This window comes from Lewinella sp. W8 (assembly GCF_004375085.3).
GTDB lineage: Bacteria > Bacteroidota > Bacteroidia > Chitinophagales > Saprospiraceae > Neolewinella.
This window is the reverse complement of sequence record NZ_SNAQ03000005.1, coordinates 26,840-50,715: the sequence shown is the minus strand read 5'-3', so window position 1 is coordinate 50,715 and position 23,876 is coordinate 26,840. Positions and strand designations below refer to the sequence as shown.

Below are 23,876 nucleotides of genomic sequence, written 5' to 3'. Positions count from 1 at the left end.
TGGGTTAGGCGGAGATTACCACTGGATACTGTATTGGAGGGAACCACCCGGTCCCATCTTGCTCAGCAGTCGATCTCCCGCTGAGCCACGTTGCAAAATCAATTCTCCTTCCAGGTTTTCGAGGATGCTGATGGTGGCCCCGGGGCCACGTAGGGAAAAGTTTCCGGGGCTGGTCTCCGTGATGCTGCGGGCAAAGGCAATTTGGGTATAAATGTCCCGGTCGCCGGAGAGGTGTTCGAGCTGGCGATCCAGTCCGCCGCTGGTGGGCGTAATCCGGTCCTTGAGTTCGTGCCCCGCCAGCTCATAGAAGAAAGTTGGTCTTCCTCCATCATTCAGTTCGTGGCGCTGGTGGTGGAAATTAGTCAGGGAATCCGGCCAGAGGCTGCGGTCGTCCTCCAGCAGCGCCCACTGCGGTGAGCCGTCAAAATAAAGGGCGGGGGCCAGCGGCCGGGCCACCTGGGGCTCTCCGCGGCCGTCCCACATGTCGTGAATGTCGACGAATTTGCCGCGCCAGGCCTGCAAGAGGGCGCCACTTTTGAGGTCAACGGTATAGTGTGGCCCGTCCCCTTCCCCCACATTCATGGCGTGGGTACGCTTCCGGGCGGTAGCGTACATGCGTGGTGCCGGGAAGTAGACGAAGCTTCGGAGCAGATAGGGGTAGTCATCCGTCGCCAACTCATTGGGGGTGGTGGCTCCGGGAGTAGCGACCTTTCCGTTCCCGCTCAGGGTGTTTAAGCGGCCCTCGGCCCCGCTGGGGCCGCGGTAACCGATTTCCACCCGGTTCCATCCGGTATTTTGTACGTAGTCGAGTCGGAAGCTGTGGGTGCCCTCACTCAACACCAGGCTGTCGGCTACGGAGCGCCCACCGTGCTTGCCACCGTTATCCAGCACCAAAATGTCATCAATATACATGCGGGCGGAGGCCGGGGAGAAGGTCCAGAAACGGTATTCTCCCCTCCGCGGAATCTCCAGGTCGCCGGAGAACCGCAGGGCGTAGTCGCGGGGCTTTTCCCGCAGGTAATTCAGGTCGATCACGGGGTGGAATCCTTCCTTGTCGGGCGTCAGTACCCCGAAATTCCTCACGTCACTGATGCCTTCCTCAAGATCATAGTAGGCGTAGCGCAGCTGGGGAATGTTCAGCACTTCTTCCCCTTCGTCGGAAAGGTAGGACGACTGTCCCGCCCGCGGACTGCTCGAAACATCGGCGAGGTCCACCGTTCCCGCTTCGGTGCTGAGGATCAGGGGGCCATTGGCGTAGCCGGTGCCGAGGGCTTCCTGGTAATACAGCAGGTTGCCGTTCAGGTAAAGGGCCGAAAGCAGGGCGGGGGTGCTCGAGGCGGCGGCCTGATAAACCAGTTCAACTTCCTGCCAGACCCCGGGACTCAAGCGGACTTCCCGCAGTGGCGTCAGCCCCTCCACTTCGAGGCCCGGCAGCCCGATGGCGTAGGCATTATTGAGCCGAACGCTGGCCTTGGCGTCGGCACTGGCCCGAAAGGCAAACCGCAGGGTCAGGTCTTCGTGGGTGCCGAGCAATTCCGTTCTTTTCGGCAGGGGCGCCTCCGGCAGATCAATGGCGGTAAATTCTACGGCTTCAACTTGCCCGTCTTCGATCTCCACCACGCTAAGGTCGAGGGGATCGGAGGAACAGGCACAGATCGTCAGCAACAGCAGGACGTAAGTAAGTTTTCTCATGGCAATCATATTCCGCAAACGCAGTGTACGTTGGGTGCTTTCAACAAGACGGGCGCGGACGCAGGATGCCATGAATGACGGTAGGGCCAGGCTTATGGGATTTTTCCCCGGACAGTTTTACCTTCACTTCAGCGGCCCGACTCCCACCTGCCGCAACCGGTTGTCCAATTCATCGATGGCGCTTTTGATGGCACTGTACTCCTGGTCATAGGGCTTCCAGCTGCTTTCCAGCGCTTCCCACCGTTCCTTCATGGCCTCCGTTACGTTCGGTACGTTGGTGCCCATCTGTCCGTTGAGGAAGAAGTAATCTGCCGTCAGCCCGTTGGGGAAATTGATGACGTCATCGTAACTCTGACTCTTCCGCTGGACCATCTTGGCGTCCCAGCTTTCGATGCGGTCCAGTAAATCCTGCGCACTTTTCTGAATGGATTCCTCCTCCACTTCGGGAAGCCGGTCCTGTAATCGTTCCGTGGTGGACTGCAGTTGATTGACCTTGCCGTGAATGTCGTTGATGCGTTCGGCGATTTTTTTCATCCAGGTGTCCTGTTCCCGGTAGGCTGCGGGAGCGGCGTCCACATCGGGGTGGGGGAGCACCCGTAACTCGGAGGTGCTGGACGTCGTTTTGTCGCCCAGGGTGTGGCGGAGCGTAAGCGTGTACCGTCCGGGGACTACCCGGCGACCGCGGTAGCTGCCCTCGATGTACACTTTTGGGGCACCCAGTAGGGTCGGATGTCGGAGGTCCCAGACAAACCGGTTTAGGCCGTCCTGACCGGAAAGGGTGGGGTCCGGCCCCGGGCCTCCCGGGTAAGCGGCAAAACCACTTTTCCCTTCGGAGAAGAATTCCCGGACAAGCTCACCGTCTTCATCGGTAATGGTCATCGTCAGGGTTCCGTCTTCGGCGGCCGGGGGCAGGTGATAATAAACTACCGCACCCCCCGCCGGGTTAACGCCACTCAGGGCCTGCGCCCCGTCAAACTTGTCGGTGTTGCCGTCCAGCGGACTGCCGGAGGCCGTCCGGTAGACCGCCGCTGGATCATACAGGGTTAGTTCGGTAGGTTCTCCTCCGTATTGCCGGATCGTTTCCAGATCGTCCAGCACCCAGAAGGAACGGCCGCTGGTGGCTGCGATCAGATCACCCCGATGTATGCGCAGGTCGGTGATGGGCGTAACGGGAAGATTGAGTTGAAAGGGCTCCCACGACGATCCACCATCGGTGGATAGGTAAAGTCCGGTTTCCGTTCCGGCAAAAAGGAGGGAGGCTCGTGCGGGGTCCTCCCGCACCACGCGGGTGAAGGCGTCGTGGGGAATGCCGCTATTGATGGCTTCCCAGCTTTTGCCATAATTGTCGGTGCGGTAGAGGCCGGGGCGGAAGTCGTCGAATTTGTACCGGGTAGTAGCCAGGTAGGCCCGGCCGGGTTGGGTTGGGGAGAGTTCAATGGCGTTAATGAGGCATTCCGGTAAACCCTTTGGGGTAATGTTGACCCAGCTTTTTCCACCATCACGGGTGAGGTGCACTAGGCCGTCGTCACTTCCCGCCCAGATTTCCCCGGGAGTTTTTTTGGACGCTACCACGTAACTCAGGGTACCGTAGTTTTCTCCTCCGGCTCCCTCGTTGGTGAAGGGCGCTCCACCAAGTCCCTGCTTTTGGTCCTCGTTCCGGGTAAGGTCCGGGGATACTTCCTCCCAGCTAAGGCCGAGGTCCCGGGTCCGCAGCAATTTGTTGCCGCCGTGGTAGAAGGTATTTGCTTGGTGGGGGTCGCGGATGATGGGAGCGTTCCAGTTGAAGCGGTAGCGCATATCGCGGGAGGGCATCGCGAGATATTGATTCGGGGAGGCCATGATCTGCCGGCTCTGCCCGGTTTTGGTGTCCAGTGCCTCAATGGTGCCCTGGTAGCTGCCCCCGAGTACGATGCGCGGATCGTCCGGGTCGAAGGCAAGGAAGGCGCTCTCTCCGCCAGCGCTGGCCTCCCAGTCGCGGTCGGTGATGCGGTAGCCATTTGGGTTGCGGTGGTTGATCCGTACGGAACTGTTGTCCTGCTGCCCGGCGTAAATGCGGTAGGGAAAGTGATTGTCTACGTTGATCCGGTAGAATTGGGCGGTGGGCATGTTGTCCTGGCGGGACCAGGTATCTCCCTGGTCAAAGCTGATGGCGGCACCGCCGTCGTTACTCAGTACCAGATGATTGCCGTTGTTGGGGTTGATCCACAGGTCGTGGTGGTCGCCGTGGGTGCCGGTCATGGGGCGCCAGCTCTTGCCGCCGTCAATGGACTTCAGCGCCGGAGCGTTCAGTACGTAAACGGTGTGCTCGTCCGTGGGGTCCGCAAATACTTCGGTGTAGTACCAGGCGCGCTGCACCAGGCGATGCTCCTTGCTCACCCGCGTCCAGCTGGCGCCGGCATTCTCACTCACGTAGAGACCTCCTTTTTCTTGCTGGCTGTCTCCCTCCACGAGGGCGTACACCCTGTCGGGATTGGCACCGCTAACGGAAACGCTCATCTTCCCAAGGCCGTCGGGCAGGCCCTCCTCAATCTTCTTCCAGGTCTTGCCCGCATCGGTACTCTTGTACAGGCCACTACCGGGACCACCGCTGATGACCTGCCAGGGTAACCGCCGGTGGTCCCACATGGCGGCGTAGAGCACCCGCGGATTCGTGGGGTCCATGGACAGGTGGGCCGCCCCCGTGTTCTGGTCTACGTACAACAGTTTTTCCCAGTGCTCTCCGCCGTCCATGCTCTTGTACACCCCGCGTTCCTTTGACGGACCGTGCAGTGCTCCCTGGGCGGCCACGTAAACGACTTCGGGATCGTTGGGGTGAATGATTACCCGACTGATGTGTTTGGTGGCCGCCAGCCCGAGGTGTTTCCAGCTGCGGCCGGCGTCGGTGGATTTGTACACCCCGTCGCCGTGGCTGGTCATCACGCCCCGCGGGGCGTGCTCGCCCATGCCTACGTACAGGACGTTGACGTCGCTGGGCGCCACGGCTACGGCTCCGACGGAGCCGGTCTTGAAGTACCCGTCCGAGACGTTGACCCAGTGCTGTCCGGCGTCGGTCGTTTTCCAGAGACCTCCCCCGGTGGTGCCCATGTAGGCCGTCAGCGGATCGTTGGGGAGGCCACAGGAGGCCACCGAACGGCCGCCCCGGAAGGGCCCGATGCTGCGCCACTTGAGGGGCGAAAAGTATTCCTCCGCCGGGGGTGCTGAAGGGGAGTTGGCATTTTGGGCGGACAAAACCTGACCGCCGAGAATCAGGAACACGAAAAGCAGAAGGCTGCGGTGCATAACGGAAGGGATTGAATGGACCCAAGGTAGTAAGAATCAGCAGTTTTGCGGCCTCCGCCTTGTCGGATAGGGGAGGTGGATCGGACTCGGTCTGGAAAGCAAAAAAAGCGAGAACTGATGAACCAACCCCACCGTTCACTACTTTCGCCCCTATGAGAATCGGAGCCGTTTTTTTCTGCTTATTGTTTTTCCCGGGATTTCTGGCTAGCCAGATCGAGGAGACCGTACTGGATACGCTGCCGGTAGCCACCGTGTCTTCCCAGAAAGACGTGACCATTGACCGCCTCCGGGCCATCGCCCCCCTGCAGACGATTGAGGCAGCCGAACTCAACCGCTACGATAATACTACCCTGCTTGCGGGGATGAATCGGGTGCCGGGAGTGCGCTTCGAAGAGCGCGCCCCGGGCAGCTACCGCATTAATATCCGCGGGGGGAGCCTGCGCGCACCCTTTGGGGTGCGCAACGTGCCGGTTTACTGGAACGGAATTCCCCTGGGCGAGCCGGGCGGCGACGTGCCCCTGAATTTCCTGGACGCCAGCAACATCGACCGGGTCGAGGTACTCCGCGGTCCCACCGGTGGCGATTACGGACCGGGCTCCAGCGGGGCGGTCTTGCTGCGAACGGAGCAACCGCTAGCCCAGCGGGGGATAAGTGACGTGGAGCTCCGCTCCGGTTCCTTCGGGCTGTTCCGGGCCCAGGGAAGGTATACCGGAGCGTTGGCGAAGAATCAGCTCCTTCAGGTGCGGTCGGGCTACCAACGCACGGACGGGCACCGGGACCACAGCGCCTTTTCACGGCTCACCCTCCAGTCCACTTTGCACCTGCGGGGACGCCCAAACGAAAATGACGGCAAGACCTCGTCGACCAACCTCCACGCCCTGTACACTAAGCTGGATTACGAGCTCCCCGGGGGGCTCAACCCGGAGCAATACGCCGAGGATCCCACCCAGGCGCGTCCGGGAAGCGCCGACAAGAACGCCTCCATTCACTACCATAACCTGCTGCTGGGACTGAATCACGTGGCCGAAAAAGATCGGTTGAGTAACGAAAGCACGGTGTACGCCACGGGCTTCTACTTTGACCATCCCTTCAATTTTGACTACAAGCGGGAGGCCAACCTTGGCGCCGGAGCACGGACGCGCTACCGCTACGCACTGTCCGATCGTTGGCGCATCGGCCTGGGCGGAGAACTTCGCCTGCAGTACCGAAACGGACAGAATTTTGAGAATCCCGACGCCAGTCCGGGCGCACTCAACTTTAGTGACGAGACCTACTCCCGCCTGGCCTTCGGCTTTGTGGAGGCGGCCTACGCCTACGCTGGCTGGACGCTGGACCTAACGGCCAGCACCAGCGGCCTGCGATACGCCGTGGACCGCACCTTTTCGGCGGACGGCAACACCGGGCTCACCGATTTCGAGGTACGCGGGACGGTGGCCAGACTGCGGCTCGGTCGCCAGCTGAACGAGCGGCATTCCGTAGCCATTTCGTTGGGCGAGGGCTTCAGTCCGCCCACCCTCGATGAATTTCGTACGAACGAAGGTAGTCTTAACGTAACACTACAGCCAGAGCGGGGTAATAACCTGGAAATCAATTACGGATACGCGGTGAATGAGGCGTTCTTGCTGCAGGTCAACGCCTACCAGTACCGACTCCGGGAATCCATTTCCAGTTTCCGCGACGAACGCGGAACCCAATTGTTCCGCAACGCCGGAAGAACCGTACAAAACGGATTGGAAGTCGCCGCCGACTGGACGATTCGGGAAACCTTTCCGAAGGTGAATCTCTTCACCAGCTACGCCTACACGGATTTCAGCTACAAGGAATACGAGCGGGACGGAGAGGACTTCAGCGGGCAGGCGATCCCGGGCGTAGCGCCCCATACCCTGAACCTGGAGTTAGGCACCCAGCTGAGGGGTGGTTTATACGCCTTTCTGATGCACACCTACGTGGATGAGATTCCGCTGAACGACGCGAATGACGTCTTCGGGGAGGCCTATCATTTGCTACGATTGACCCTTGGGTGCCGGACGGGGCGCTTCAACCTCTTCCTCAGCGGCAACAATCTGCTGGACGAGCGGATGAGCTTTGGCAACGACCTCAATCCACAATTCGGGCGTCGATTCTTTCAGCCCGCGCCGGGTCGCAACTGGCAGTTTGGGGTGCGGTTTCGGTAGGGAGAAAAGTTTAGGAGAAGGCTGAGGCTAAGGCTGAGGTTAGGGAAATATATCCGGAGGAGGCTTGCTCCGCAAGCCGGTCGTAAACGCTTTGGAGAAGGCTAAGGCGTGACGAAGGAGCTGACTGGTCGGCCGACCGGGGGGAGGGTGAAGAAGGAAGGGTGAAGAAGGAAGAGTGAAGAAGGAAGTAGCAAGCGAATGGATTTCCTGAGAAAAAGCCGTCAATCTAGGGCAAGCTTCACCTCCATTGAATCATTTGAACTTTGATCGCATCGCCGAACCTGAAGGCGCCGGTCCCAAGTTCCGCAACTCGTCGCGATCGCTGCTTCAAATTGAAGACAGCGAGGCGTGCCGCGAAGCGGGATTTTCGGGTCAGCGAGTGCGGGTGCCGGGTCATTCCGAAAAGCATAAATTTCCGGTTGCCGATCTTCCACTTATCTTACCCGACATGAAGAAGATTCTCTTTCCCCTCATTGCCCTGGGACTGTTTTTGAGTACCCTGACGTTTACCGCCGTGACCCCTTCCCCCGCCGTGGCGCGCTACGACGTGTACGTAGGGACCTACACCCGTACGGAGGGCCACGTAGATGGCAAGGCCGACGGCATTTACCGGATGCAGATTGACGAAGCAACGGGCCAGATTAAAAAGCATGAGCTGGTAGCGGAACTCGTCAACCCTTCCTTCCTTGAGAAAGTAGGGAATAACCTGTACGCCGTCAGTGAACTGGCGCAGGCGGGAGAAAAGACCGGTTACGTTCATGCTTACGCCATCCGGGGTAAGAAATTGAAATCCCTGGGCAAGCTCCCCACCAATGGCCGGGCACCCTGCCACGTCAGCCTGGACCGGACCGGGCAGCTGGTGTTCGTGGCCAACTACCTCGATGGGGTGGCGATGGTTTACCGTCGGGATGCATCGGGACAACTCTCCGTATCCGACCAGGTGACCATTCCCCACGCGGTCAACCAACCGGACCGGCAGCCGTGGCTGCATTCGGTAAACGTCTCCCCGGACAATCAACTGGTGGCCATCGCGGATAAGGGGCTGGATAAAGTATGGCTGTTCCAACTGGACGTGGCGACCGGAAGGCTACGCCCGCACGCTCAGGCCTTCATCGCGCTGCCCGCGGGCAGCGGGCCCCGGCACGCCACCTGGAGCGAGGACGGCCAGTTCCTCTACGTGATCAACGAACTGAGCAATACCGTTTCGGTGGTGCACAACCGCGAGAACAAGGAATTCAGGGTCCTGCAGGACATCAGCACCCTACCGGAAGACTTTGACGGAGCCAGCTACTGTGCTGATCTTCACTTATCGCCGTCCGGCCGCTACCTCTACGGTTCCAACCGGGGGCACAACAGCATCGTGCAGTATCGGGTAAATCCCATCTCTGGCGGACTCACGACCGTGGGTTGGACCTCCACCAAAGGTGATTACCCCCGCAACTTCGGGTTGGATCCTCATGGCCGCGTGCTCTACGCCGCCAACCAGAATACGGGAAATATCGCCGTCTACGAAATTGACGAAACGTCCGGCGTGCCGGGGAAGCTGCTGCAGGAGTACCAGATTCCGACGCCGGTGTGTTTGGAGTTTTGAGACTAGGATTACAGCGGCAATAAAACAACAACGTGCTGAATGTGGAATTAATTTACCGATGTCCTGACGGCTCACAAACTACTCCTTTACGGGTGAAAGCATTAGATCGAGCGGAGTTACAGCGGCGGTTTCCTGAAGGAGTTCCAGTTCAATGTGGCAAGAGTAGTTCTTCTCACCTTGTATCACCAAATGAAATATTTGCCGTTGAAAGCAAGATGTTTTTTCTAGTAGGACCTGTTGGAGTTATTCTTTCATTCTTGTCGGGTGGTGTGTTTGTTTATTCAAATTGGTCTAATGTTTTAGGCGATGATTTAGCTTTTTTGTTTTTGGTACCGATTATCATCCTAATTCCATGGCTTATTGCGTATACATTCATTAAAAATGAAAGAGCCAGAATCTCACTTTTTAATCGCCATTATATTTAGACTTTTCTACCAATGATTCATGATTTGACAGTCCCTTAATTCCCAAAGGTTCGCGCAACTTTACCCCCTTCCGCTACCGTTTCCTTCCCGTTATGCACAAGAAAAAGCTACGCACCAAGGATCTGGTTAAGCGGGGGTGGCCCAAACGGGCCGCAGGCCTGGCCATCAACGTTTTGCTGACCCACTTTCGGCGGGAGTCCGAGGAGTGGCGCACGGCGATCCTGGCCAACCTGTTGGCGAATCCCGACAATTTCGTCGAGGACGAAGCCTGGGGTGCCGTAGCCCTATCCCTCGGCGGGCAACCGAAGCTCGAAGAGGGAGACGTCATTTACCCGGAAATCCGCAAGTCGCCCGGTGACTTCACCATATTTGATTCCGAGGCCGGCATCGCGCCGAACGCCGTCCAACAGCTTTACGACGCCATGCGGCTGCCCGTCGCGGCGGCGGGTGCCCTCATGCCCGATGCGCATCACGGCTACGGACTCCCCATCGGCGGCGTACTGGCCACCGAAGGCTGCGTCATCCCCTACGGCGTTGGCGTAGACATTGGCTGCCGGATGTGTCTGTCCGTTTTTGACCTGCCCGGAAAGCTGGCCGACGAAGATCAGTCCCGGCTGTCCGATATCCTTTTGAAAAACACGGCCTTCGGCTTTGGAGCGCACAGGAACCCCGGCGATCACGAAGTGCTGGAAGACGAAACCTTTCGACTGCTACCGATGGCCAAAAAGCTGCGGCCCAAGGCCGCTGCCCAGCTCGGCTCTAGCGGAGGGGGAAATCACTTCGTGGAATTTGGGATCGTGCGGCTTAGCGAGGGTAACGCCTTTGACCGACCGGAAGGGGAATACCTGGCGCTGCTGTCCCATTCCGGCTCGCGTGGACTGGGCGCCGCACTGGCCAATCACTACACGCAATTGGCGATGCGGGAGTGTCGCCTGCCGAAGGAACTCAAACACCTGGCCTGGCTGAGCCTCGACCGGGATTCCGGGCGGGAGTACTGGGCGGCCATGAGCCTGGCCGGGGACTACGCCAGTGCCTGCCACGACGATATTCACCGGCGTATCACCCGAGCCCTGGGTGAGTCGGCCATGATCCGCGTGGAGAACCACCACAATTTCGCCTGGAAGGATCAGCTGCCCGATGGCCGGGAAGTAATCGTCCACCGCAAGGGGGCTACCCCCGCCGCAGAGGGTGAACTGGGCATCATCCCCGGATCGATGGCCAGTCCGGGCTACATCGTACGCGGACGCGGGAACCCCGCCTCCCTGAAGTCGGCCAGCCACGGTGCCGGTCGCAAATTGTCCCGTTCCCAGGCCAAGAAAACCCTGACGGGGTCCTCCATGCGCTCCCTGCTGATCGAGCGCAACGTCCACCTCATTGGCGGCGCGCTGGACGAGGCCCCCCACGCCTACAAAGACATCCGCGCGGTGATGGCGGGGCAGTCGGAGCTCGTGGACATCCTGGGAACCTTTCACCCGAAGGTCGTGCGGATGGCGTAGGGCTGGGGCCTGTGGCCTGAGGATTTAGGCTTCAGGATTTAGGTGCCAGGTTGAGGCTGAGGAAGAAGGAAAGAAGCTCGTCCGCCCAGGCGCGAGGTTCGAGCTGGCTGGCCGGCCGAGCGGTTTGGTAAAGAGGAGAAGGGCAGCTGACCAGCACCCTTAATCCTTTTCCGATAGCACTTTTCGGCTGTCGTTAATCTCGATCCAGTAGCCATCCAGGTCTTTGAAGTACACTTGGGTTACGCCATCCGGTCGACCGTTAGTTTGCATGGGGAGGCCCTGCCAGCTGTAGAATTGCAGGTTGATGTCACGCAGGTGCTGTACGAATTCCTCGAAGTTGTACACGGAAATGGAAAGGTGTACCCCCTTTTGCAGCCGGACCGCCTCGTTATCGGCTTCAATAACGTGGAGGGACATGCCGTTGCCCAGGCTGAGCCAGCGGATATTGTCTTTTTCGGTACCGTCGTAAATCTCCTCCAGGCCAAGGACCTTCTGGTAGAAGTCAACGCTCTGATCAACGTCATCGACGTTGATGGCGTAGTGGTCAAAGCTGGCCCGGAAGGGGCCGGTGGGGCTACCGAATGCCGATACTTTGGGGGTACAGGACGGGAGGATTAGTATTAAGGTTCCCAGCAGTAGGATGCTGGAGAAGGAACAACGGCTTTGCATGGATAGATGGTAAAAGGTAAAGAATGAGTTATACGTGGTAGTGTGGCGAGCGGAAGGGCAATATTAAAGTTGACTTAAGGCCAACATAATCTGGGATCGGGGGAAGGAAAGGGCATTACCTTCAAAGGTATAAAACACCCGTTGCCCATGACAAAAAGAATACTCCTGCTCCTACTAATCACGGCCACCGGCCTTCGGGCCGGGGCACAAGACACGACCCCGTTGCGGGGCAGAATACTGGATGAAGCGGACGGTACTCCCGTTTCCTTTGCCACCATTTATTGCCGCAGTTGTGCCTACGGTGGTAGCGTAACCAACGAAGAGGGATATTTCACTCTACGTGGAGGCGCTCCCGGCGATACGCTCCAGATTAACCATATCATGTATGGCCAACGATACCTTAGCTGGCCCGACGGGAGCACCACACTGGAGATTAAGTTAGAGCAGCTCGCCAGAAGCCTGCCGACCATCGTCGTTGACCCTACGGAGGCAGAAAAACTCATCCGCAGGGCCTACCAAAAACTAAGGGAAGGAAGTGACAAAGCTTTTTTGGGAGAAGCTTTCTACCGTCAGGTCACCGCAGTTGACGGGCAACCGAACGAAATCCTGGAGTCCTTTGCGGAAATCGGCCAGACCACCCAGGGCATCAATCGCTGGGAGCCCATCACGGGGCGTTACGGAATCGATCCCGCCTATGCCGGGTTTACGGCCAGGAATTTTTCCTGGCTCAGTCGGGGCTGGAAGGTATTTCGCGATGAGCACCGTAAGGGGGCTGACCGTCTCCTCCTCCCGCTTTACCCCCCGGACTTAGAGTATTTCGAGTTCGCCGTACGGGAGAAAATCAGCGACGGCCTCGGTGGAGATATTGCCGTGATCGAATTTTCTACCATTACCAATCCCCCGGGTGTCGGGACTGCCGGCAAGCTGTACATCCAGACCCGGGAGGCCACCATCAGAAAACTGGAAATCACTTACGATGCCCGGAAAAAAACCAATGTGGGCAAACGAATTAAATTAGAAAGCGCCGAGGTTAGCCTGACCATTGACTTTCACCTGGTCAACGGGATTCCGCTGGTCAGTCTCATGCGGGGTAAGCAGAGTATGCGGATGAACGTCAAGCGCGCGGGTACCTATAACATGACCATGAGTTCCATCATGCGTCCCCTGCAAATGGTACCCACGGAGACCTCCGCCGGGCGAAATTCGCACCGGATGAAGGACCTCAAGGAAGTGAAAAAGGCCGATTACGACCCGAGTTGGTGGGAAAAGTACCGCATCATGGTGGATACTCCCCTGGAAGCCGCGTTACTGGAAAAATTTACCGCTCAGGGAATCATGGGTAATTTCAACCAGTGAGTTGTCGTTAGCAGCCTACTTTGGTGGTGCTTTTGGATCCCCTGGTGCTCCCCACGAATCAATGCGGTATGCGAAAACTGATCTGGCTGTTGTTCTTTTCCCTGTTGGTGGCTGCCGTGGCCGGCGGCTAGTTGTACCACGCCCTGCATACGGAAGTGGCGCACGATGAAAATGACTACGTCACCATTGACTACGGTGCCTCGCCGAATAAAATAATCGCCACCCTGACGGAGCGGGGCATCATCCAGTCCCCCCGGGCGACCAAACTATACCTCCGGTTCATCAACCGTTCCGTCACGCTGCAGGCGGGGGATTACGTTTTTCCCTCCCCGGTGAGTCCGCTCGGGGTGATTGATATCCTGGGACAAGGAAGGAAAAGGACCGAGAACCTAACCATTCTGGAGGGATGGACCCGATTTGAAATCGCCGAAGCCATCGCGAAAAAGTTCCCCGATGAAACTGCTGCCGATCCGGCAGCGGTACTGGAACTGATGAATGACGCTACCCTCATCCGCGACCTTGACCCTAAGGCTACCTCCCTCGAAGGATACCTGTATCCAGACACCTACGCCATCGAAGTGGGCTCATCTCCGCGCGAGGTGATCAGGCGTTTGGTCCGGCAGTTCCGGGAGGTTTGGCAACCCGCCTGGAACGACCGCGCCCGGGAGTTGGGGAGAAGTCCCCGGGAAATCCTGATCATCGCCAGCCTGATCGAGAATGAATCCAAAGTGGATCGGGAACGCCCAGCGGTGGCCTCCGTGATCTACAATCGTTTACGTCAACAAATGCCCCTCGGCATCGACGCCACGAACGTCTACCTGGCCAAAATGCTGGGTCGCTGGGATGGCATCCTGCACCGGAGTGACCTAGAAATTGACCACCCCTACAACACCCGGAAAGTCCGGGGGCTTCCCCCGGGCCCCATCAGTTCCCCGAGTAAATCGTCCATCGAAGCGGCCCTCTATCCCGCCGAAACGGACTATCTGTATTACGTCCTCAACGTCGATACGGGAGACGGAACCCACCATTTCTACGCCACCGAAGAAGGTTTTTTTCGGGGGAAAGCCCGCTACCAGCAGTGGCTGCGGGAGCAGTAATTTACGGGTATTCAATTGCTCTTCATCGCTGAAATTCCTCACCTTAACCAGCATACCCCCGGTCGAGGAGTTCCACTCCGAGCCACGACCAGCTTGCGCTTGCCCGACCAATATCAATGGGGAGGGAAGCAAGCCTTTTCTGCACTCTTTCCTCAGCCTTAGCCAATGCCTTAACGACCAGCTTGCGCTTGCCCGACCAATCATCGATGGGGCGGGGAGCAAGCCTTTTCCATCCTGCACCCTTAGCCTTAGCCTCCGCCTTCTCCTTCTCACCGGTCGGCGGATGAGCCAGTTCGTTCCTCACGTCTCGGCCGGCGACCTGACATGCAACCAGGAACGAGCAACCAGCAACCACCGCTCCTTACCCAGATTTTTGCACCTGCGCTGTGGCGCCATTCGGGTCACCACAAACTTCTTGTTTACCTTCGCCCCATGCGCGGCTCTTCCATCGCATTGCTGGTTTGTTACGCCCTGATTGCCCTGGTGCATTTCGGCTACTATCCGAAATGGCAACAGGCCGGGGCGGAAGCCACCATCAGCTATGATGTCAGCGGATATTATATGTACCTGCCGGCGATCTTCATCTACGGCGACGTAAAACGCGTGGCCTTTCTGGAAGACGTCATCGAGCAATACCGACCTACTTCCGATCCCTACCAGGTCTTCACCCACGAAAGTGGAAATCGGGTGATGAAGTACAGCATTGGCCAGGCGGTGATGTACACGCCTTTTTTTCTGGTGGCCCACGGCTGGGCCAGTCTTTCGGCAAGCCATCCGGCCGATGGTTTTTCCCTGCCCTATCAGTTCATGATTTCCCTCGGGAGCCTCGTAGTGAGTTTCCTTGGATTGTACTGGCTCATGGTGCTGCTGCGATCCTACTTTCGCGACGGGGTGGTGGCGCTCACCCTGCTCCTCATCGCCTTCGGGACCAACTACCTAAACTATTCGGCGATCGACGGGGCGATGACCCACAACAACGTCTTTACGCTCTACGCCCTGCTGCTCCTCACCACGCACCGGTTTTACGCCAGTCCCTCTCTGGGGAAGGCACTCCTTATTGGGGCGTGCATCGGTCTGGCGGCCCTCACCCGTCCGACGGAAATCATCTCTGCCCTGATTCCGCTACTGTGGATGCTTGAAGTGCGCAGCCGACGGGCCACCTCCCTGCGGCTGCGGTTCTTCGCCGAGCACAAGTGGAAGCTGCTGGCCGCCATGCTGGTCACCCTGAGCATCGGGTCCATCCAGTTATTGTACTGGAAGTACGTAAGTGGCGACTGGCTGGTGTACAGTTACCAGGACCAGGGATTCGACTGGCTGAAGGCCCACATTCACTCCGGCCTGTTCAGTTACAAGGCGGGATGGCTGGTCTATACGCCACTGATGATCTTTGGCGTGCTGGGCTTTGTTCCCCTATTCTGGCGGCGACCCCGGATCGCCCCGGCATTGTTCCTGCACGCGGTGCTGTTCGTCTACGTGGCCTTCGCCTGGAGCGTGTGGTGGTACGGCGGCAGTCTCGGACAGCGGACGATGGTCCAGGCCTACGTCGTGCTCGCCTTCCCCCTGGCGGCCTTTATGGAGTGGGCGTTTTGGGCGCGGACGCAGGTGCCGAGCGATACGGTAAAGGAGCCAGGCCAGACGCCCGTATGGGTTAAGGTGGGACGGTTAGTACTCGCCGGGGTAGTGGGACTGTTCATTTACCACAACCTCTGGTTTACCCACCAGGCGCACCGTGGCGGACTCTTCCTCACCGAGCAAATGACCGAAGCCTACTACTGGCGGACACTCTACACCTACGGCAAGAATTACGACGACCGTCTGGCGCTGGATACCCCGGAGTTTTTCCCCGGCAGCCCCGCCAGGCGAGTCCTGCTGCGCGAAGAAGGCTTCGACAACCGATCCACGGACGCCTGCGGTATGGGCCCAATTTCGGGATCGGGAGCCCTGTGCCTGAAGGATAAGGAGCAGAATAGTCCCGACCTTGCGGTAGACATTGACCTGCCCCCCGGAACCTGGGTGCGGGCCACCGTGGCGGCCAAGGTGGATGCCCGCAGGAATAACCGGGACAACTTCGCCCAGATGCTGATCATCTTCCGCCGCAACGGGGAGGAGGTGAAACGACGCCTGATCCGGATGCACCGGGTGCTCAATCACGACTGGCGGCGGGACGTGCACATCGATGCCACCGTTCCCGACGAGGGAGCCGATCAGGTGGTGGTGAGCTTCTGGAACGGTGGCAACAGCCAGCCGGCCCTGGTGCTGGATGACCTGCGCATCGAGGCATTATACAAGTGATGCGCTAGCCTAGCGAATTTTCGCTCGCGCCTGCTTATCTTCACGGCCCTAAACCGTCGTGACATCATGCAATACATCTCAACCCGCAACATCCGTTTCGTCCTCAACGAAGTACTTGACCTGGATAAACTGCGCTCCTTTGAGCAGTTTCAGGACTTTGACGCCGAGGCCACCGAGATGAGCCTGGACGCGGCCAAGCAATTGGCGGACCAGTACCTTTTCCCCATGTACCGGGAAATGGACAAGCGTAAGGCCTACTATAAAGACGGCGAGGTACACGTGCTGCCCGAGGTGGGGGAGAGCATGCGGGCCATGGGCGAAAGTGGCTGGCTCAGTGCCGCCTGGCCCTACGAATACAACGGTCAGCAGATGCCCCTGACGGTACTTAACGCCGGTAGCCTGGTCTTCCAGGCGGCTAACGGTAACATGGCGGCCTACAGCTTCCTCACCACCGGAGCGGCCAACCTGATCCTGGCTTTTGGTTCCGATGAACTGAAGGCCACCTACCTGGATAAAATGGCCCGCGGGGAATGGCAGGGCACCATGGCCCTGACCGAACCGCAGGCCGGCTCCTCGTTGTCCGATATCTCCACCCACTACGAGGAGGTAGGCGACGGCAGCTACCGTATCAAGGGCCAGAAAATTTACATCAGCGGGGGAGACCATAACTCCACCGAAAACGTGGTGCACCTGCTGTTGGCCCGCAAGAAAGACGGGCCGAAGGGCATGAAGGGCGTCAGTCTCTTCGTGGTGCCCAAGCACCTCCCCACCGAGGGTGGGGAATTACGGGATAACCACGTCACTACCGCCGGCATTTATGGCAAAATGGGGCAGAAGGGCTACGTGGCCGCCCACCTGATGTTCGGGGAGCAGGGAGAAACCCGCGGCTATCTGGTCGGGGAAGAATTCCGCGGACTGAACAACATGTTTCAAATGATGAACGAGGCCCGCATCGGTACGGGGGTAATGGCCACCGGCACGGCTTCTGCGGCCTACTACGCGAGCCTCCAGTACGCCAAGGAGCGGCCGCAGGGCCGCCACCCGGGCAACAAGGACGTCAATGCCCCCCAGGTGATCATCGCCGAGCACGCCGACGTCCGCCGCATGCTCCTGTTCCAGAAGGCCGTCGTGGAGAGCAGCGTTTCCCTGCTCCTGCAGTGCTGCTTCTGGGAGGATGTGTCCAAGGCCAGTCCCGACGCCGCCGAGCGCGAGCGGGCTCACCTGTTACTGGAGTTGCTGACGCCCATCGCGAAGTCCTTCCCGAGCGAGTACGGCAATGAGTCCGTGAGCATCGGCATGCAGGTGCTGGGCGGTGCCGGGTACACGGATGACTTTCCCCTGGAGCAGTACTTCCGCGATATTCGGGTGAACTCCATTTACGAAGGCACCACGACCATCCACGGCCTGGACCTCCTGGGCCGGAAGGTGCTGATGAAGAACGGGCAGGCCGTGCAGTACCTCACGGAGGAGATGCAAAAAACCATGGCCGCGGCCATGGCCCACGACACCACCAAGCCTCTGGCGGAAACGCTGGGTAAAAGCCTGGCTGGGGTGCAACAGGTGATGGGCCACCTCCTGGGACTGGCAAAATCCGAAGACCCCAAGGTCTTCCTGGCCGACGCCACCATCTTCCTGGACTACTTCGCCCTCCACGTCATGGCCTGGATCATGCTGCGGGACGCCCTGGTGGCCACCCAAAACCTCCCCAACGCGGAAGGCAGCGAGGAAACCAATTTTTATCGCTCCAAAATCCAGACGGTCCGCTTCTACTTCAACTACATCTTCCCCAAAGTGTCCGCCCACAAGCGGACCCTGCTCAGTACGGATCGCGTAACCCTCAATACGGACGCGGATTTGTTGATTTAGGCTGGTTAGGTCGCCGGCCGAGACGTGAGGCACGAACTGGCTCGTCCGCCGACCGGTGATGTAGTAGAAGGCTAAGGCTAAGGAGAAGGTGGAGGAAGCAGGATGGATTAGGCTTGCTCCCCGCCCCATCGATGATTGGTCGGGCAAGCGCAAGCCGGTCGTAAAGGCGAAGAAAGCTAGTCGGTCGTTTAATGTCCATCCTTACCTACTTTGCGGGTGAGGTCGTCTTTCGGGGAAAGACGACACCAGGTGTTTGCTTTGGTTGCGGGGTGCTGGTTTGGACTCGGAGTGGAACTTCTCGACCGGGGGGTGTCCGGAAGAGGCTTGCTCCGCAAGCCGGTCGTGAAAGAAAGCTCGTGGGTCGTTTAATGTCCATCCTTACCCACTTTGCGGGCGTGGTCGCCTTTCGGGGAAAGACGACACCAGGTGTTTGCTTTGGTTGCGGGGTGCTGGTTTGGACTCGGAGTGGAACTCCTCGACCGGAGGCTGTCCGGAAGAGGTTTGCTCCGCAAACCGGTCGTAGCTCGGAGCGAAACGCCTCGACCGGAATCAAATTAAGGCAGGTCCGGTTGGCCAAAAATATCCGGTCGGGCGTAGTGCCCGACGACGTCAAAGTCCAGCTTGGCCCTGACGATGTCCTCCAGGTCCAGCTCGGCGAACAGGGCGCCCGCCTCGCCGAAGAGCGGTCCGGCCAGGATTTCGCCCAGCGGGGAGACAATGACACTCCCGCCGGGACAAATCTCCTCCGCCTCATCGACCACCTCACTGCGGAAGCGCTCCGGATACATGGATTTGGTGAAGTACTGGTTGCTGCCCAGCACGAAACACCGTCCCTCGAGGGCAATGTGGCGCATGGTGGACGTCCAAACCTCCCGGGAATCGGCGGTCGGGGCCAGGTAGAGTTGCACCCCCTGGGCGTACATGGCCAGGCGGGCCTGCGGCACGTAATTTTCCCAGCAGATCAGTCCGCCCATCCGCCCCAGGGGCGTGGCAAAACTCACCAGACTCTCCGCGCCCGCTTCGGCCCAGATGAGGCGTTCGGTACCCGTGGGCTTGATTTTTCGGTGGACTCCCAGCAGACCCTTCGTGGGGGAGAAATAGGCCATGGAACAATACAGGCTGCCATTTTCCGGCACCCGCTCGGTGATGCCCACCACCAGGTACACGCCGTGATTGCTGGCGATCTCCGCCAGCCACCTGCCGTCGGGACCGCTCAGATCCACGCTCTCCCGGTAGTATTCGGCGAACAGGTCACGGCCGGCGGCGGTGCGCCGCCCGATGGTCGCCCCGAATGAGAATCCCCGCGGATAACCCGGAATAAAGGACTCCGGGAAGAGCACCAGCTCGGCACCCCGACGGGCATATTCGGCCGTGAGATCGGAGACCTTCTGCAAGGTTTTCTCCTTGTCGAAAAAAACGGGACTGTCCTGGACGACGCAGACGGTAGGCATTGGCAAAAGTTTATGCTCGTAAAGATGAAAAGCTGACACCCAAAAGACAACTCTTCGGGAATCGGATGTTTTACAATTCTGCTAGTTTTACGGCTCCCTCGTGCGTCCCCGGCACCTGCGGTCACGCCACCACTTAATTTCTTATCCCACGCTATGTACGCTTCCCTCCGTGATGCCGCTAATGACCTCGAAAGAACCGGACAACTCGTTCGGGTTAAGGAGGAGGTTGACCCCAATCTGGAAATGGCGGAGCTGCACCGTCGGGTATTTGCCGCCGGTGGACCCGCACTGCTGTTTGAGCGGGTGAAGGGGAGTCCGTTTCAGGCGCTGTCCAATTTGTACGGTACGTTTAAACGCACCGAATACTTGTTCCGGGACACCCTCCCGAAGGTGAAGAAGGTGGTGGAACTCAAGGCCGATCCGGCCAATTTTGCCAAGAACCCGCTGCGGTACGCCGGGGCTCCCTTTACCGCCCTGAGTGCCCTGCCCCGGAAGCACTTTCGTCCGGCGGTGAAGTACGGTCAGACCACCATCGATCAACTACCCCTGGTCAAGAGCTGGCCGATGGACGGCGGTGCCTTCGTCACCCTGCCCCAGGTTATGACCCTGCCCCCCGGCAGCCGCAAGCCGATGGACAGTAACATCGGTATGTACCGGATTCAGTTGAGCGGGAACGATTACGCGCTGAACCAGGAAATCGGCCTCCATTATCAGCTGCACCGTGGGATTGGCGTACACCACACGGAGTACAATACCTCCGATGAGCCCTTCCGTTGCTCCATTTTCGTGGGTGGCCCACCGAGCCACGCCTTCTGTGCGATTATGCCACTGCCCGAAGGACTGAGCGAGATGACCTTCGCCGGGATGCTCGCCGGAAGACGCTTCGGCTACGCCTGGGACCGCGATTGGCTGCTGTCGGCCGACGCTGATTTCGTCATCACGGGCACCATCCGCAAGGGAGAGAAAATGCCCGAAGGTCCCTTCGGGGATCACCTGGGCTACTACAGCCTGCAGCACGACTTCCCGGTCATGGACGTCGAAACGGTCTGGCACCGCAAGGACCCGATCTGGCACTTTACCGTGGTGGGCCGGCCCCCGGCGGAGGACAGCAGCTTCGGCTACCTGATCCACGAGATCGTCAAGGACCTCACCCCCGGGGAATTTCCCGGTATCCGGGAGATCAATGCCGTGGACGAAGCGGGTGTGCACCCGCTCTTGTTGGCCATCGGTTCGGAGCGATACATGCCCTTCCGGGAGCGGGTACCCGAAGAAATCATCACCCAGGCCAACCGCATTCTGGGCAGCGGGCAAACCAGCCTGGCCAAGTACTGCATCATCGCGGCCGACGAAGACAACCCCGCCCTGACGGCCAAGGATCAGCCGGCCTTTTTCCGCCACGTGCTCGAGCGCTTTGATCCCACCCGTGACCTGCACTTCCAGACGCGGACGACCATCGATACGCTCGACTACAGCGGCAGCGGCTGGAATGCCGGCAGCAAACTGATCTGGGCCTGTCGCGGCGATCAGCAGCGGGAGCTGAAGACGGAAATCCCCGAGCAGCTGCAAATACCCAGTGGCTTTCGTAACCCCAAAAACGTGATGCCGGGTATCCTGGCCGTAGAGTCTCCGGCCTTCACGGGCAACGACAGTTATGCGGACGTAGCTCGCTTCACGGAGGCTAACGAGGCCCTGGGCGATGCCGCGGGGGCCATGCCCCACGGTACGGCACTGATCGTGCTTTGCGACGACGCTGATTTCCTGGCGCAACAATTCTCCAATTTTGTCTGGGCCACCTTCACCCGTTCCAACCCCAGCCACGACGTGCACGGCATCGGTGCCTTCACCGAGCACAAGCACTGGGGCTGTACCGGTCCCGTGGTGATCGACGCCCGGGTAAAACCCTGGCACGCCCCCGGACTGGTGGAAGACCCCGACGTGAGTAAGCGGGCCGACCGATTTTTCACGAAGGGAGCCAGTTTGTACGGGTTGGATCGCTAATTCTCCTTCGGGAAAAAAGTAGGGGGATATTCACTTCTTTGCGTCTTAGGTTTACGCGTTTTGGTGATGGACCGACCGATCACCTGGTCCAGTCACCGCAGAGCGCTTTTTTACCGCCCCTGAACCCCGGAATTGTCTGCAATTCTTTCGATATTTGTCCGACTTTGCCCACCTTAATTCACCATCCCGCCACCCCCCTGCAGCCCTCCGAGTTGGATCGGTATCTCTTTGCGGGTTGGCGGCCCACGGGGCAGTCCATTTACACCTCTGATTTTTTGAGAACGGAAGACGATGAACTCCGGGGATGCATTCAGCTGCGGTTACCCCTGGCGGGACACCAATTCCGAAAAAGTCACCGAAAGTTGCTGCGTCGTAACGGCGCCCGCTTTCGGTGGACTACCGCTCCGGCCGGAGCACCCGACGAGGCCATGCTGGAAGTCAATCGGCGCTACATGGTCGTGCACCCCACGAAAACCCGGGAGGACATTGCCTACCACATTACCGGAGAATTTGACCGGAAGGTACTGCCGACGCACGTCCTGAAGGTGTTTGATGGCGATCAATTAGTGGCCTTCAGTTTCTACGACCTGGGGGAAAACATTACCTACTCCAAGGCCGGAATTTACGACCCGGCCTACGCCCGGCACAGTCTGGGTATCTATACCATGCTGCTGGAGGTGCAGCAGGCCATGGACCGGGAAGACCAGTATTATTACCCCGGCTACTTCGCCCCGGCCTACCCGCTGTTCGATTACAAAATTGAGCTGGGCAAAATGGAATACCGGGACATTTTATCCGGACGCTGGCTTCTACTGCCGGACAACCGCGGCGACTACCCCGAAGACCCCAAGGCCGCCAACCAGCGCGCCCTGGAAAACATGGCCGAAGCGCTGCGGGAAAACGGTATTGCCGTACGCTACCGGGAGTATCCTTCCTTTACCGGGAGGTTCCGCTATCCCCAAGATGGCGGGGGCATGGTGGATGCGCCCATGCTGCTCGTGCTGGGCCGCCGGTTGCCACTGGGACGCTTCCGCATCATCACCTACGAGAACCATACGGGGCAGTACCGCTATTCCATCGTTGGCGGGGCGAACCTCTACGACGTAAAGGTCCGGCAAATCAGCCAGGACGGAGTCCCCCGTTTTACTACTCCGGTCCGGGAGCTGCGCGTGCTGGCCCATCACCCCTCCGTCAGTGAAATAATCGGCGCGGTGAAGGGGTGGGGCCTGCCGGAATCAGGAGTTGGCGTAAAAAATGAACAGCAGGACCAGTAGTACCACCACGCAGATGGCGGTGATCATAAAGAATCTTTTGGTGTTCTGAGCGTCTTCGGCACTGACTTTCTTTACTCTTTTGCGACGTGCTTTTGCCATGGTTATTGGTTTATCCGGCGCCGTCTGGTCGCCGGGATGATCGACTCTTATTACGTTATTTAGGCCACCCGGGCGATGACCTACCGAGCCCTAAGATAATCGGTTCGGCCAATTTTGCGGGTCGGAATGATCCTGGAATGAGTGAGGGGATTTCGTGCAGCGACTAGAGGACTGAAAATGAAGCAGATGTGCCCATGGGGCGCTGGCCGGGGTGGGAGTGGGGGCATGGAGTAATAATTCCGTTCTATCTTTGCGCACCACCAAAAGAGAATCCATGGCTAATCAACTTCTTGCCGGCAAGCGCGGCGTTATTTTCGGAGCCCTTGATGATCAATCCATTGCCTGGCACGTGGCCGAGGTTTGTGCCGAAATGGGCGCGAAGTTCACCCTGACCAACGCTCCGGTTGCCCTCCGCTTCGGTCAGTTGCAGGAACTTGGAGATCGCCTCGGTGCCGAAATCATCCCGGCGGACGCGACGAGCATGGAAGACCTGGAAAACCTCTTTCAGCGTTCCGAAGAAGTACTTGGCGGCAAGATTGATTTCGTGCTGCACGCCATCGGAATGTCCCTCAACGTACGCAAGAAGAAGACCTACACGGACCTGAACCACGACTGGATGCTGAAGACCTTCGACATCAGCGCGGTGAGTTTCCACAAAATGTGCCAGGTGCTCTATAATGGTGACCACATGGCGGACTGGGGCAGCATCCTCGGCCTGACCTACATCGCCGCCCAGCGGACCTTCCCCGACTACAGCGAAATGGCCGAAAGTAAGGCGCTGCTGGAAAGCTTTGCCCGTAGCTTCGGCTACCACTTCGGGGAAAAGAACCACGTGCGGGTGAACACCATCAGTCAGTCGCCCACCATGACCACGGCCGGAAAGGGCGTGAAGGGCTTCGATGAGTTCTTCGGCTACGCCGATAAGATGTCTCCCCTCGGCAATGCACCCGCCCGGGACTGCGCCACCTACTGCGCCACGCTCTTTAGCGACCTGACGCGCTACGTGACCATGCAGAACCTCTTCCACGACGGTGGTTTCTCCAACATGGGCATGAACCCCAAGCTGCTGGAAGGCTAGCCTCCTGGCCGTCGTTAACTTTTCGTTGGAACATTATGA

The 23,876-nt window shown here is 58.9% G+C and carries 16 protein-coding genes; 11 read left to right on the top strand and 5 right to left on the bottom strand.

The window, feature by feature from the left end; all coding sequences use genetic code 11:
- Positions 1 to 15: 15 nt before the first annotated feature.
- Complete coding sequence (locus tag E1J53_RS07395) at positions 16 to 1,692, bottom strand: PA14 domain-containing protein (RefSeq protein ID WP_173021391.1); 1,677 nt, start codon at positions 1,690 to 1,692, stop codon at positions 16 to 18.
- A gap of 123 nt (positions 1,693 to 1,815) precedes the next feature.
- Positions 1,816 to 4,971: a glycosyl hydrolase gene (locus tag E1J53_RS07390; protein ID WP_134272433.1), complete on the bottom strand. Its 3,156-nt coding sequence runs from the start codon at positions 4,969 to 4,971 to the stop codon at positions 1,816 to 1,818.
- Between the two features lie 152 nt (positions 4,972 to 5,123).
- Between E1J53_RS07390 and E1J53_RS07385 the strand changes: the two genes are divergently transcribed.
- From E1J53_RS07385 to E1J53_RS07370, 4 genes are all read left to right on the top strand, one after another.
- A complete protein-coding gene (locus E1J53_RS07385; RefSeq protein ID WP_134272434.1) occupies positions 5,124 to 7,145 on the top strand; it encodes a TonB-dependent receptor in 2,022 nt (673 codons plus the stop codon).
- Positions 7,146 to 7,593: 448 nt separating this feature from the next.
- Positions 7,594 to 8,736 carry a lactonase family protein gene (locus E1J53_RS07380; RefSeq protein ID WP_134272435.1) on the top strand — a complete coding sequence of 381 codons (1,143 nt, stop codon included), beginning with the start codon at positions 7,594 to 7,596 and terminating at the stop codon, positions 8,734 to 8,736.
- 92 nt (positions 8,737 to 8,828) lie between these two features.
- On the top strand, positions 8,829 to 9,161 hold the full coding sequence (locus E1J53_RS07375) for a hypothetical protein (RefSeq protein WP_145913040.1): 333 nt from the start codon (positions 8,829 to 8,831) through the stop codon (positions 9,159 to 9,161).
- A 92-nt stretch (positions 9,162 to 9,253) separates the two neighbouring features.
- The gene (locus E1J53_RS07370; RefSeq protein ID WP_134272437.1) at positions 9,254 to 10,657 is read left to right on the top strand and encodes an RtcB family protein; all 1,404 of its coding nucleotides are present in this window, start codon (positions 9,254 to 9,256) and stop codon (positions 10,655 to 10,657) included.
- 159 nt (positions 10,658 to 10,816) lie between these two features.
- On the opposite strand, the gene E1J53_RS07365 is transcribed toward E1J53_RS07370, so the two are convergent.
- The gene (locus tag E1J53_RS07365; protein ID WP_134272438.1) at positions 10,817 to 11,326 is read right to left on the bottom strand and encodes a VOC family protein; all 510 of its coding nucleotides are present in this window, start codon (positions 11,324 to 11,326) and stop codon (positions 10,817 to 10,819) included.
- Positions 11,327 to 11,473: 147 nt separating this feature from the next.
- Here E1J53_RS07365 and E1J53_RS07360 point away from each other — a divergent pair, with 147 nt between their 5' ends.
- From E1J53_RS07360 to E1J53_RS07345, 4 genes are all read left to right on the top strand, one after another.
- On the top strand, positions 11,474 to 12,682 hold the full coding sequence (locus E1J53_RS07360) for a hypothetical protein (protein ID WP_134272439.1): 1,209 nt from the start codon (positions 11,474 to 11,476) through the stop codon (positions 12,680 to 12,682).
- 131 nt (positions 12,683 to 12,813) lie between these two features.
- The gene (mltG, locus tag E1J53_RS07355) at positions 12,814 to 13,779 is read left to right on the top strand and encodes an endolytic transglycosylase MltG (RefSeq protein WP_134272440.1); all 966 of its coding nucleotides are present in this window, start codon (positions 12,814 to 12,816) and stop codon (positions 13,777 to 13,779) included.
- A gap of 432 nt (positions 13,780 to 14,211) precedes the next feature.
- On the top strand, positions 14,212 to 16,071 hold the full coding sequence (locus E1J53_RS07350) for a glycosyltransferase family 39 protein (protein ID WP_134272441.1): 1,860 nt from the start codon (positions 14,212 to 14,214) through the stop codon (positions 16,069 to 16,071).
- Between the two features lie 66 nt (positions 16,072 to 16,137).
- On the top strand, positions 16,138 to 17,937 hold the full coding sequence (locus E1J53_RS07345; protein ID WP_134272442.1) for an acyl-CoA dehydrogenase: 1,800 nt from the start codon (positions 16,138 to 16,140) through the stop codon (positions 17,935 to 17,937).
- 554 nt (positions 17,938 to 18,491) lie between these two features.
- Here the strand turns inward: E1J53_RS07345 and E1J53_RS07340 are convergent.
- Positions 18,492 to 19,388, bottom strand: a complete 897-nt coding sequence (locus tag E1J53_RS07340) for a carbon-nitrogen hydrolase family protein (protein WP_134272443.1) — start codon at positions 19,386 to 19,388, stop codon at positions 18,492 to 18,494.
- 153 nt (positions 19,389 to 19,541) lie between these two features.
- Between E1J53_RS07340 and E1J53_RS07335 the strand changes: the two genes are divergently transcribed.
- A complete protein-coding gene (locus E1J53_RS07335; protein WP_134272444.1) occupies positions 19,542 to 21,386 on the top strand; it encodes a UbiD family decarboxylase in 1,845 nt (614 codons plus the stop codon).
- Positions 21,387 to 21,550: 164 nt separating this feature from the next.
- Entirely contained in the window at positions 21,551 to 22,660 is a 1,110-nt protein-coding gene (locus tag E1J53_RS07330; protein ID WP_173021390.1) for a GNAT family N-acetyltransferase, read from the top strand.
- On the opposite strand, the gene E1J53_RS07325 is transcribed toward E1J53_RS07330, so the two are convergent.
- Entirely contained in the window at positions 22,622 to 22,759 is a 138-nt protein-coding gene (locus tag E1J53_RS07325) for a hypothetical protein (RefSeq protein ID WP_154640156.1), read from the bottom strand. The two genes, E1J53_RS07330 and E1J53_RS07325, sit on opposite strands and share 39 nt — an antisense overlap.
- Before the next feature lie 274 nt (positions 22,760 to 23,033).
- On the opposite strand from E1J53_RS07325, the gene E1J53_RS07320 reads away from it, so the two are divergent.
- Positions 23,034 to 23,837, top strand: a complete 804-nt coding sequence (locus E1J53_RS07320) for an enoyl-ACP reductase (RefSeq protein WP_134272446.1) — start codon at positions 23,034 to 23,036, stop codon at positions 23,835 to 23,837.
- Positions 23,838 to 23,876: the final 39 nt, after the last annotated feature.

Coding starts and splice junctions, on each gene's coding strand:
- E1J53_RS07395 (WP_173021391.1), bottom strand. CDS start 1,692: ATGAGAAAACTTACTTACGTCCTGCTGTTGCTGACGATCTGTGCCTGT.
- E1J53_RS07390 (WP_134272433.1), bottom strand. CDS start 4,971: ATGCACCGCAGCCTTCTGCTTTTCGTGTTCCTGATTCTCGGCGGTCAG.
- E1J53_RS07385 (WP_134272434.1), top strand. CDS start 5,124: ATGAGAATCGGAGCCGTTTTTTTCTGCTTATTGTTTTTCCCGGGATTT.
- E1J53_RS07380 (WP_134272435.1), top strand. CDS start 7,594: ATGAAGAAGATTCTCTTTCCCCTCATTGCCCTGGGACTGTTTTTGAGT.
- E1J53_RS07370 (WP_134272437.1), top strand. CDS start 9,254: ATGCACAAGAAAAAGCTACGCACCAAGGATCTGGTTAAGCGGGGGTGG.
- E1J53_RS07365 (WP_134272438.1), bottom strand. CDS start 11,326: ATGCAAAGCCGTTGTTCCTTCTCCAGCATCCTACTGCTGGGAACCTTA.
- E1J53_RS07360 (WP_134272439.1), top strand. CDS start 11,474: ATGACAAAAAGAATACTCCTGCTCCTACTAATCACGGCCACCGGCCTT.
- E1J53_RS07350 (WP_134272441.1), top strand. CDS start 14,212: ATGCGCGGCTCTTCCATCGCATTGCTGGTTTGTTACGCCCTGATTGCC.
- E1J53_RS07345 (WP_134272442.1), top strand. CDS start 16,138: ATGCAATACATCTCAACCCGCAACATCCGTTTCGTCCTCAACGAAGTA.
- E1J53_RS07340 (WP_134272443.1), bottom strand. CDS start 19,388: ATGCCTACCGTCTGCGTCGTCCAGGACAGTCCCGTTTTTTTCGACAAG.
- E1J53_RS07335 (WP_134272444.1), top strand. CDS start 19,542: ATGTACGCTTCCCTCCGTGATGCCGCTAATGACCTCGAAAGAACCGGA.
- E1J53_RS07325 (WP_154640156.1), bottom strand. CDS start 22,759: ATGGCAAAAGCACGTCGCAAAAGAGTAAAGAAAGTCAGTGCCGAAGAC.
- E1J53_RS07320 (WP_134272446.1), top strand. CDS start 23,034: ATGGCTAATCAACTTCTTGCCGGCAAGCGCGGCGTTATTTTCGGAGCC.